Origin of the sequence: Acidovorax sp. MR-S7 (assembly GCF_000400995.2) — a bacterium.
Lineage (GTDB): Bacteria > Pseudomonadota > Gammaproteobacteria > Burkholderiales > Burkholderiaceae_C > MR-S7.
The window spans coordinates 32,273-43,861 of sequence record NZ_DF238896.1; the positions used below are offsets into that span (position 1 = coordinate 32,273).

Annotated in this window: 8 protein-coding genes; 6 read left to right on the forward strand and 2 right to left on the reverse strand. The window is 57.9% G+C overall.

What is annotated here, in order from left to right; all coding sequences use genetic code 11:
- Window positions 1-47 precede the first annotated feature (47 nt).
- Both groL and groES read right to left on the reverse strand, forming a co-directional pair.
- Window positions 48-1,688 carry a chaperonin GroEL gene (gene groL, locus AVS7_RS02195; protein ID WP_024000812.1) on the reverse strand — a complete coding sequence of 547 codons (1,641 nt, stop codon included), beginning with the start codon at window positions 1,686-1,688 and terminating at the stop codon, window positions 48-50.
- Between the two features lie 88 nt (window positions 1,689-1,776).
- Window positions 1,777-2,067 (reverse strand): co-chaperone GroES, encoded by a 291-nt coding sequence (gene groES, locus AVS7_RS02200; protein WP_020226877.1) that lies wholly within the window; start codon window positions 2,065-2,067, stop codon window positions 1,777-1,779.
- Window positions 2,068-2,349: 282 nt separating this feature from the next.
- Between groES and AVS7_RS02205 the strand changes: the two genes are divergently transcribed.
- The 6 genes from AVS7_RS02205 to AVS7_RS25000 all read left to right on the forward strand — a co-directional run.
- On the forward strand, window positions 2,350-2,730 hold the full coding sequence (locus tag AVS7_RS02205; protein ID WP_024000814.1) for a DUF2304 domain-containing protein: 381 nt from the start codon (window positions 2,350-2,352) through the stop codon (window positions 2,728-2,730).
- Window positions 2,731-2,766: 36 nt separating this feature from the next.
- Window positions 2,767-3,879, forward strand: coding sequence for a glycosyltransferase family 2 protein (locus tag AVS7_RS02210; RefSeq protein ID WP_024000815.1), 1,113 nt, complete (start codon window positions 2,767-2,769; stop codon window positions 3,877-3,879).
- Window positions 3,880-3,934: 55 nt separating this feature from the next.
- Window positions 3,935-4,753, forward strand: coding sequence for an ABC transporter permease (locus AVS7_RS02215; RefSeq protein ID WP_034689761.1), 819 nt, complete (start codon window positions 3,935-3,937; stop codon window positions 4,751-4,753).
- On the forward strand, window positions 4,743-6,080 hold the full coding sequence (locus AVS7_RS02220; protein ID WP_034689763.1) for an ABC transporter ATP-binding protein: 1,338 nt from the start codon (window positions 4,743-4,745) through the stop codon (window positions 6,078-6,080). The genes AVS7_RS02215 and AVS7_RS02220 overlap by 11 nt, the downstream gene beginning before the upstream one ends.
- On the forward strand, window positions 6,080-11,362 hold the full coding sequence (locus tag AVS7_RS02225) for a glycoside hydrolase family 99-like domain-containing protein (RefSeq protein ID WP_020226882.1): 5,283 nt from the start codon (window positions 6,080-6,082) through the stop codon (window positions 11,360-11,362). Before AVS7_RS02220 ends, AVS7_RS02225 begins: the two co-directional genes overlap by 1 nt.
- 23 nt (window positions 11,363-11,385) lie before the next feature.
- Window positions 11,386-11,589, forward strand: a 204-nt coding sequence (locus AVS7_RS25000; RefSeq protein ID WP_234449960.1) for a hypothetical protein, incomplete at its 3' end; no start/stop codon positions are given.

The following is an 11,589-nucleotide window of genomic DNA, read 5'->3' on the forward strand; positions in this document are numbered from 1 at the left end:
GCAGGCTTGCGCACTGCGGGGCTGGTTTGCCCGGGCGAGCGGGAGGCTTACATGCCCATGCCGCCCATGCCGCCCATGTCGGGCATGCCGCCGGCAGCGGGGGCTTCGTCCTTCGGAGCCTCAGCCACCATGGCTTCGGTCGTCAGCAGCAGCGAGGCCACGGAAGCGGCGTTCTGCAGGGCCGTGCGGGTCACCTTGGTCGGGTCCAAGATACCCATTTCCAGCATGTCGCCGTAGGTGTCGTTGGCGGCGTTGAAGCCGTAGTTGCCCTTGCCGTTCAGCACGGCATTGACCACCACCGAGGGCTCGCCACCGGCGTTGGCCACGATCTCGCGCAGGGGCGCTTCGATGGCCTTGAGCACCAGCTTGATGCCGGCATCCTGCTCGGCGTTGTCGCCCTTCAGCTCGCCGATGGCTTGCTTGGCGCGCAGGAAGGCCACGCCGCCGCCGGCCACGATGCCTTCTTCCACTGCAGCGCGGGTGGCGTGCAGGGCGTCTTCCACGCGGGCCTTCTTTTCCTTCATCTCGACTTCGGTAGCAGCGCCTACCTTGATGACGGCCACGCCGCCGGCCAGCTTGGCCACGCGCTCTTGCAGCTTCTCGCGGTCGTAGTCGCTGGTGGCTTCCTCGATCTGGATGCGGATCTGCTTGACGCGCGCCTCGATGTCAGCGGCAGCGCCGGCGCCGTCGATGATCGTGGTGTTTTCCTTGCCGATCTCGATCGTCTTGGCCTGGCCCAGGTCGGCCAGCGTCACCTTCTCGAGCGACAGGCCCACCTCCTCGGCGATCACCTTGCCGCCCGTCAGGATGGCGATGTCTTCCAGCATGGCCTTGCGGCGGTCGCCGAAGCCAGGCGCCTTCACGGCCACGACCTTCAGGATGCCGCGGATCGTGTTCACCACCAGCGTCGCCAGGGCTTCGCCTTCGACTTCTTCAGCGATGATCAGCAGCGGGCGGCCGGCCTTGGCGACTTGCTCCAGCGTGGGCAGCAGGTCGCGGATGTTGGACACCTTCTTGTCGTACAGCAGCACGAAGGGGTTGTCCAGCGTGGCGGACTGCTTCTCGGGCTGGTTGATGAAGTAGGGCGACAGGTAGCCGCGGTCGAACTGCATGCCTTCCACGACGTCCAGCTCATTGTCCAGCGACTTGCCGTCTTCGACGGTGATCACGCCTTCCTTGCCCACCTTGTCCATCGCGTCGGCGATGATCTTGCCCACGGACTCGTCGGAGTTCGCGGAGATGGAGCCGACCTGGGCGATTTCCTTGGAGGTGGTCGTGGCCTTGGAAGCCTTCTTCAGCTCTTCCACCAGGGCCACCACGGCCTTGTCGATGCCGCGCTTGAGGTCCATGGGGTTCAGGCCGGCGGCCACGTACTTGGAGCCTTCGCGCACGATGGCCTGGGCCAGCACGGTGGCGGTGGTGGTGCCGTCACCGGCGATATCGTTGGTCTTGGAGGCCACTTCCTTCACGAGCTGGGCGCCCATGTTCTGCAGCTTGTCCTTCAGTTCGATTTCCTTGGCCACGGACACGCCGTCCTTGGTCACCGTGGGGGCGCCGAACGAGCGCTCCAGTACCACGTTGCGGCCCTTGGGGCCCAGGGTCACCTTGACCGCATTGGCCAGGATGTTCACGCCTTCGACCATGCGGGCGCGGGCTTCGCCGCCGAAAACTACGTCTTTTGCTGCCATTTTGAGGCTCCTACAAAAATTGAATCAAACCGGCTTCCAGCACAGGCGCACCAAGCGCTGGAAGCTATGAAAAATGAAGCGGATGGGGTTACTTCTCGACAACCGCGAACAGGTCGTCTTCCTTCATCACCAGCAGCTCGTCGCCATCGACCTTCACGGTCTGGCCGCTGTACTTGCCGAACAGCACGCGGTCGCCAACCTTCACGTTCGGGGCAATCAGGTCGCCCTTGTCGTTCTTGCGGCCGGGGCCCACGGCCAGCACTTCGCCTTGATCGGGCTTCTCGGCAGCGTTGTCGGGGATCACGATGCCCGAGGCGGTCTTGGTTTCGTTTTCCAGGCGCTTGACGATCACGCGATCGTGCAGGGGGCGAAGGTTCATTTGCATCTCTCCTAGAGGACAAAAAAGGATTGCGACTATCGACAATGCGCCCGCAGGGGCAGGCGCTTCGGAAACCCGGCAGACGAGGTGTTAGCACTCATCTGTGGCGAGTGCTAATGATACGGGCGTTTGGGACGATTTCAAGCCGTCACCTGGCGAAAAGCCCACCTGGGGCGACGTTCTACAATCACCTGTTCGGAGAAAAGCATCAGGGAACCCCTGGACATTTGATCGAATTCGGTGGCCAAGAGGCGCTGCCCTGCACCAAACGGAGGAAGAACAGTGGGCTTCACGGCATCTTTGCAAGCAACCACGGCACTGATGGGCGTCAGCTTGGCCGTGCTGATCCTCTATCTGGTACGCCGCGACCACCTGTATCTCATGCATGGCCTGTTTTGGGTCGTGGTGGCTATCGTTGCTGCCGTGCTGGGCACGTGGCCGGGGCTTTTTGACCGCCTTGCTGTCATGATGGGGGTTAGCTACCCGCCTGCGCTGATGCTGCTGTTGACCTGCATGGTGTTGTTTGTCAAAGCGCTGCATGCCGACATGGTCAACACTCGCATTGAGCGGGATGTGCGGCGACTGAACCAGAGGCTGGCCTTGATGGAGGCCGATATGCAGACGATGCGCCAGTCGAATCCGACGGGTTCTACGACTGCGTAATTGCGATGGCGCTGTCCATCCTGCAGGCTGACGGTCATGGCTGCTGCACAAGCCTGGGCTGATCCGCCAGCAGTCGCGCAGGCGCTGTGTTTGGCGGCCACCCAAACCCCGGGGCAGGGGATTGGCGTGCTCGTCATCAACTACAACACTGCCTGTCAAACACTGCGCTGCTTGGAGTCCATTCAGCAGTCCAGCGTATTGCCGGATTGGGTGCTGGTGTTGGATAACGCTTCGGCCCTAAGTGACTACGAGCAGTTGCTCCAAGGCGCCAAGGCGCCGAACGCGGGCGTTCTGCATATCTACCGCTCAGAACAAAACCTTGGGTTTGCTGAGGGTAGTAATGTTTTGATTGATCTGCTGTTGCAGCAGCCCGAGTGCCAGTACGTCATGCTGCTCAACAGCGATGCGGTGGCACACAAGGACATGTTGGTCACGCTGCAAGGTGCATTGAAGTCCGCAGGCGCGGAGGCCGGCCTTGCGGGAGGGCGCATGCATAAACTTGCAGACCCCGCTCAGGTGGATACGCTGGGCCTTGCGCTTTATGCCAGCTTGATGCCCACGGATCGTAAAGCGCTGGACGATATCTATCTTGGGCCCACAGGCGGCTGCTGCATGCTCACCAGGGCTCTGGTGGATCGGTTGAAGGTTGTTTCAGGTTACTGCTTTGATCCTCGTTTTTTTTGCTATTGCGAGGATGCAGATCTGGTGATGCGAGCAGTGCTGCTGGGCTATCGCCCGCTTTATCTGAATCAATTGTTAGCGTTACATGAAGGCCAGGCCAGCAGCGGTGGAGGATATAACGCCTTCATTGCTTATCATGGGTTGCGCAATACTTTGTGGATGCATATCAAGCTCGTGCCTGCTGAGATTTTTTGGCGGCATGGATTGCTTTTATTGCTCGCGCATGGATTGATGGTCGGGCGGCACCTTATGTCAGGGCGATTTTCTCTGGTGCTGCGGGTGTATCGTGATGCTTTGCGGCGATCTTCAGAGTTTATGGTTGAGCGCAAAAAGTTTCAATGCCACATAAAAAATAATGTCAGCATGTTGGGGAGTCGTATAACCAGAAAATTTTACCGCAAAGGCTACCTACGATTGCTTCTGAGGCAATGCTCCATTATTAGTAATTTTCTTGGAAAAAGGGTATGAATTCTCTGGTTTTTGGTAATGTTGGATTGCTGGAAAAAATCAAAGGCGGTATTTGATGCGATCCTTTTCAACCAGCCCCAAGGAGATGCTGCTCACACTATGGCGCCACCGCGATCTAATAGGGGTATCTGCAAAGCGTGAAATTCAAGGGCGTTATAAAGGGGCGATAATGGGATCATTGTGGTCCCTCTTTAATCCTGTTTTCATGCTTGTGATATATACCTTTGTATTTAGTGTTGTATTTAAGGCGCGCTGGGGTATGAATGGGGAGTCGAAAACAGAATTTGCATTGATGTTGTTTGCCGGATTGATTGTTTTCAATCTGTTCTCGGATTGTATTGTTCGCGCACCAGGACTGATTGTTTCTAACGTCAATTATGTCAAAAAGGTGGTTTTTCCATTAGAGGTGCTGCCTGTTATTAGTATGTTCTCGGCGCTGTTTCATGGTGCTGTCAGTCTTGCGGTGTGGTTTCTGGCTTATGTGGTGTTGTTTGGTGCTCCAAATATCACTGTACTTTATTTGCCATTGATTATTTTTCCGTATATTCTTGTCATCATGGGTCTTAGCTGGATCTTGTCGGCGCTGGGGGTTTATTTGCGTGATGTAGGGCAGATGGTGAGTATATTGACGGCTGTGCTCATGTTTATGAGTCCTGTTTTTTATCCCGTCACGGCGCTGCCAGAAGGCTATCGTCAGTTTTTGTATCTGAATCCGATTACCGTGGTGATTGAGCAAGTGCGTGCTGTCATCTATGTTGGGAATTCGCCCAATTTTTATTTGCTTGCTATGTATTGGGTTATGGCATTCGTGATCGCCTGGCTGGGTTTTGCGTGGTTCCAGAAGACACGCAAGGGGTTTGCTGATGTCCTCTGATGTTGTCATTAAGGTCGAGCGCCTGAGTAAGTGCTTTCATATTTATGACAGGCCGCAGGATCGGCTCAAACAGTTCATGCTGCCGAAGATCTGGAAAGCAGTCGGAATGGAGTATGGGCAGTATTATCGGGAGTTTTGGGCGCTGCAGGGGATTGACTTTGAAGTCCGCAAGGGTGAAACTGTCGGTATCATCGGTCGAAATGGCAGTGGAAAATCAACCCTCTTGCAAATTATTTGTGGAACCTTGAGCCCAACGAATGGTGATGTGAAAACGCATGGTCGTGTCGCTGCCTTGCTTGAGCTGGGTTCGGGCTTCAATCCTGAATTTACAGGGCGGGAAAATATTTATTTGAATGCTACGGTGCTGGGTCTTGATCAGCAGGAGATAGAGAGTCGTCTGGCTGATATAATCGAATTTGCGGATATCGGTCAATTTATCGATCAACCTGTAAAATCATATTCCAGCGGCATGGTCGTGCGCTTGGCGTTTGCCGTTCAATCTCAGATCGAGCCAGATATATTGATTGTCGATGAGGCATTATCAGTAGGGGATGCAAAGTTCCAGGCCAAGTGCTTCGATCGGCTCAAGAAGCTCAAGGAGCGCGGCACTAGCATCCTGCTGGTCACGCATTCGAGCGAGCAAATCGTCACGCACTGCAATCGTGCCGTCTTGCTGCATGACGGCGCCATGCTGGAAATTGGCGAACCCAGGCGCATCGTCAACCGCTACCTCGACCTGCTTTTCGGGCGCGAACGCAAGGCCGTGGAGCCGAAGGACGCCGATCCGACACTTTCACCCCCAGTGCAGGCGGTTGTCCAGCCTAGGTACCCATTGAGCCTGACCGAAGACGTATTCGCTGCCCACCTGGGCTACAACCCGCATGAATACCGCTGGGGCGATGGCTCGGCGCACATTCTCGATTTCTTCCTGGCGGCGGATGGCGAGCCATACCCACCCGTTATCACCAGCGGGCAGCAACTGGTGATTGCCGTGGCAATCCGGTTTGCAACCCATCTGGTTCGCCCCATTCTTGGCGTCACCATCAAAACCAAGGAGGGCGTCACGGTGTACGGAGTCAATTCCGAAACCCTGGAGGTCGATGCTTTCGACTCCCTAGGACAGGCGGGCACCGTCGTGGTTCCGGAACTGACATTCCGTTGCCAGCTTGCGCCGGGCGACTACTTCGTTTCCCTGGGGCTGGCCAGCCGCCAGGGCTCCGATGTCATTCCGCATGACCGCCGCTATGACTCCATCCACCTGCAGGTATCCCCAGACACCAGCTTTCATGGCCTTGTCAACCTTGAAGCGCAACTCCGTGTGAACTGATGACGATGAAGAATCTTTTGGAACAGGCTGGTTATGTGCTGAACCCGCAGTCCGGTATCTGGGCAAGTCCTGATTTCACCGGCATCGCTTACAGCGATGGGGATGACGTGGAACAGCGGCTGGCGCGCCTGATTGCCGCAACCGAGGATCGGAGCGTGCTGTCGGATGAATTGAAGCAGCACATTACCGACTGGCCGTCGCTGTATCACCTGAGCAGCAGTCGCGCCAATATCCTGCGGCCATTCGAGCAGCGGCTGTCGGGCGCGCAAGTCCTGGAAATCGGGGCGGGCTGCGGCGCCATCACCCGCTACCTGGGGGAGTGCGGGGCGTGCGTGTTGGCGCTGGAAGGCTCTCCGCGGCGGGCTGGAATCGCGCGCATGCGCACGCGCGACCTGTCCGGGGTGGAGGTTCTTTCCGAGAGCTTCGACCAATTCCGCTGCAGCGCGCAATTCGACGTCATCACGCTGATAGGCGTGCTGGAGTATGCGAACCAGTTCGTGCCCGGCGCGAACCCCACCCTGGTGATGCTGGAGCGTGCGCGCGCACTACTCAAGCCGGGCGGCCTGTTGCTGATCGCCATCGAAAACCAACTGGGCCTCAAATACTGGGCTGGCGCGCCGGAGGACCATCTGGGCATACCGATGTACGGTATCGAAGGCCGTTACCGCGCAGATCAGCCGCAGACCCATGGGCGCAAGGTGTTGGCGGATCTGTTGGCCACTGCCGGTTTCCGGCATACAGATTTTCTTTCGGCATTGCCGGATTACAAGCTGCCGGTCTCGATTGTGACCTCCAGCGGCCTAAGCAGTCCCGACTTTGATGCCGCCGCGCTGGCATCCCAAAGCGTGCACCGCGACCCGCAATTGCCGAAGCAACTGGCCTTCTCACTGGAACTCGCATGGCCCGCAGTCATGGATAACGGCCTGGGCGCGGATCTTGCCAACTCCTTCCTGATCGCCGCCAGCATGTCGGGAGCGGCTGCGCTGGACCCGGCCGTGCTGGCCTACCACTACAGCACCGAGCGCATGCGGGATTTTTGCAAGCAGACCGTGTTTAGGCGCGCCGCCGGCGGCGTCATCGGGGTGCACTGCGCGTTGCTCGCGCAGAGCGATTCGGCTGTGCACGGGTCACTACTGGCCTTGCACATCCCGGCGCACACCCCTTATTTCAGGGGGCATACGCTGGCAAGCGAATTCATACAACTGGTTTCGAGAGACGGTTGGTCGATGGATTCGGTGGGCGGGTTCTTGCAACGCTACCTGCAGATCGCCGGTTCACTGGCGTTTGACGGCCAACCCTTGCCCGCCCTGGCATCGGCACAGTCGTTTCTGCCGGGGGCCTACTTCGATTTGGTACCGCAGAACATCATTCGTGATGCGCAGGGCGTGCACCACCCCATCGACCTTGAATGGAAACTGGTGTCGGATATGCCCGTGGGCTGGCTGCTGTTCCGTACCCTGCTTCTGCTGGTGCAAGGCGTTACCCGTTTTGGCAGACCTACCAGCAGCTTCGACATGACGCGGCGGGGCTTCTTCCTGGAGGCGTTCCGCAGCGCCGGATACGCCATCGACAACGCCACCTTGGAGTCCTTTGCCGCCATGGAAGCTGCGGTGCAGGCCGAGGCCCTCCGACGGCCGGTGGATCAGTTGTCCAACTGGTGGGCCGATGCAATGCTTCCGGTCGACACGGCCGACACGGCCGACACGGCCGACACTTCGCTCATTGCAACCATCATGCAGATTGGACGCTTGCAGCAGGAAAGAAAGGAGTTGAACCAGCAGCTCGCTTCACGCGACCAGTACATTGCCTCCCTGCAAGGGGCCCTGCATGACATGCGCAGCAGCAATAGTTGGAAGTTTACGGCGCCCTTGCGCACCGCGGTTGATATGGCTGCTGGTTTGCCGAGCAAAGTGAAGCTCGTATCCACTGCCATTGAAATTGGCGGTGGATTTTTACCTACGTTGCGCACAACTTTGCAGGTATTGAGAGCAGAGGGGTTGGATGGCATTCGCTGGCGTCTATCGAGGGCGCCTGCATTGCGGCGCGATGTGTCACAGAAAGAACTGGCAGTACGGACTTTGGGTCAGGTAAATCAAAGAGTGCGTTACTACCCCAATCCATTGTGGGATCGTGAGCCACCAGTCATTGCAAGCGGAGAGAGGCGATTTGCTGTGCATTGCCACTTGGTCGTGCAGGCAGATGCAATTGAATGCCTGCATTGGTTAAGCGCAATTGTGATCCCGTTCGATCTATACATTTCTGTAGCGGGTGACCAAGGTGAGTTGTGGGCAACTTGGGAAAAGGCGTTGCCTCGTGTCGGGCATATGCAGATCCAAGTGATGCCACAGCATATACAACCCCTCACCGCGTTGATGAAGTGTTTTGGTGAGGTGCTTGTGGACTACCCGGCATTTGTACATATCAGTACAGGTGTCGCGGATACTGCTCAGGCCGTGCAGAGCTTGGTGGGGCCGCAGGGCAGTAGCGGGGGCCGACTGCCGCAATTGCTCGCTCTGATGGATGAATCGGTGGCTCTTGTGTTGGGTGCCGACTCCAACGAGCCCAGCGTGCGGGACGTATCCACTGCGGATGCATCGTGGGTGGAGCGCATAGGAGCTGCTTGCGGCCTACCGCTCGACAAGTCATGCACCCAATGGCCGGTGCACGGCACGACAGCTTTCCTGGCGCGCGGAGCCATCCTGCGACATGCGCTGCCAGTGCTGTCGCTGTTGAGTGAAGACGGCTACGGTGCAGCGCGCGAGCGTCTTTTGTCCGATGCATTGGCGGCCCTGTTGCCTACCTTCGCTTCGTCGGAGAAGGCAAAAACCCTGCAAATCCAGCAAGGCGACAGCACTGACGACTTCCGCCATTACGAGACCCAGCGCGACTATTCGGCTTCCATCGTGCATCGTGATGTGAAGGTCTTGTCGTACTACCTGCCCCAATTCCATCCCACGCCCGAGAACGACGAATGGCATGGAAAGGGGTTCACCGAGTGGACCAAGGTCAGCGCGGCCAATCCCCTGTTCGAGGGCCACTACCAGCAGCATATTCCGCATCCGGACATCGGCTACTACCTGCTCGACTCGCCCGATATCCTGCGGCTGCAAGCCGAGCAGATGCGCCAGGGGGGCGTGCACGGCCAAGTTTTTTATCACTATTGGTTCTCGGGCCGCATGATCCTGGAGAAGCCAGCGCAGATGCTGCTGGCCCACGCAGACATCGCCATGCCCTTCTGCTTTTGCTGGGCCAACGAAAACTGGACGCGCCGCTGGGATGGCAACGAGCGCGAGATCCTGCTCGGCCAGACCTATTCGGCCGACGATGCACGCGCCTTCATCCGCTACCTGATCCCGTTTTTCCGCGATCCCCGCTACATCCGTGTCGGCACGCGCCCGGTGCTGATGGTGTATCGCCCATCGTCCATGCCCGATCCGGCCGAATACCTGCACATATGGATAGAGGAGTGCGCGCAGGCCGGTATCGATGCGCCCTACGTCGCGGCAGTCCTCACACGGGGCGCGGCCAGCCCCGCGGACTTCCAGATGGACGCAGGCGTCGAGCGACCCCTGCACGACTGGACCGATGGTGCAGTGCCTGACCTGTGCTCGTCGTTGCAGACATACTGGCCCATGAGCGGCAGTGCCCTGTCGTATGACCAAGTGCGCGATTTCTACATGGCGCAAAACGATCGCAAGCCCTTCGACTATTTCCGCTCGAACGTACCGATATGGGACAACACGGCGCGCTATGGCCAGGGAGCGTTGCTGCTGCATGGCAGCACGCCGCAGAGCTTTCAGCAGTGGATGGAGCATTCCATCGCCGACGCGCAGGCGAATTTACCGCCAGACCGGCGCTTCGTTGTCGTGAATGCATGGAACGAATGGGCGGAAGGCGCTCACTTGGAGCCGGACACGCGGTACGGCTATAGCTACCTGAACAGCGTTGGCCGTGCCTTGTCGGGCCTGCAATATGCGCACGGATTCAATGCAGGAAGCGAGTTGCCTGATGGACTGCAGTTGGCGGTGCATTTCTCCCCCGATCTGGTCGAGCAACTGGCCGCAGATGATGGTGTGCGCGACCGCTTCTTTCGCTGCTTGGCGCAGTCTAGGGTTCTGAAAGAGCGCGCAGTCTGCGTGGACTACTTCGATCACTCAGAGGCGTTGCCGCTGGCCCGTGCCGACGCGGCCAGCGCGCGCGGCGATCTGCATATCGAGTTTCGGCGCGCGGTGCACTTTGCGCCTGATGTCATCGAGCACATGGTGAAAACCGCCCTGACAACCCACGCCGCCGTCATCTGCAACGACTATGGCCGCCGCCTTGGCGCGCAGAGCCTGCAGGCCAACGGCGCGGTTCACGCTGGCGAGGACGAGCACGCATCGCTGCTCGTTCAGCCTGCCACCATCCATGATCCTCTGAAGCGCGAATGCCGCATGCGGTCGGATGCGTGGTGCTTTGAATTGTGCCCACACACCGCCCAGCGTCACGAATTGCCACAGGTCACCACGATCGTGCGTTTCCACAAGCGCGGGCGGCTGGATGACTTGATGCGGGCCATCTCCTGCCTGTATGTGATGCAGGACTGCATCGTCATACCGCTGATCGCCGCCCAGGATCTGGATGCAGCACAGACTGCGGAACTGACACGGATGCTGCAAACGTTCGACTGGCTACCGGGCTGCGAGCCGATCGTCGATCACTACACGTCGCCAGCGGGGCAGGGGGATCTGCGATCCACCATGCTGAACGAATCCCTGCGCAAGGTAGCGACGAAATACGCTGCCTTCCTGGACTATGACGATCTGCTGTTTCCCGATGCCTACGCATGGCTCATCCAACGCTTGCACTCAACGGGCAAGGCCGTCGCGTTCGGCCGCGTCTATTGGACGGATTACCGCTCCCAGTGGCACGCGCTGCTGCAACGGCACAAGGTATTCGAGTCTGGGGGGGGGTATTTTGATTTTATTCAAAATAACCATGCACCGCTTCACAGCATATTGCTGGATGTGGAGCAAATTGATCGTTCTGCGCTGATCTACTACCCCGATCAGCGATTCATGGAAGATTACTTGCTGACGCTGCAGATCCTGAAAGAAGACAATTCGGACTGGGATGGATTGTCCGAGAATTATTATATCGGCGACTATATCCACAGCACCGACAGGGTACATACGCTGGCGCTCATTGGCGATCAGGTGCGCCGCGATCTTTTGAATGATCCTGAATATTTGCTCTGTCAGAAAAGGATTGATGAAGTGCGCAAGCCGTTGCTGAATCGTTGAGGGCTGGTGTTATGAAATTTGGCTTGGGATCGAAGTTCTTTAAACAGAGTTTATTGCTGTTTTTCGCATCATTTTTCTTGATGATCTTTTATGCGCATTGGGTTGGGCAGGTTGATTTTTTGGGTGATGCCAAGGAGGTGTGGGACTTATCCTCTAGAGCGTGTTATGAACTTATTCCGGAGCCCAGGACAGGCGCAGCCTTGGGCAACATGAGGATCACGAAGATC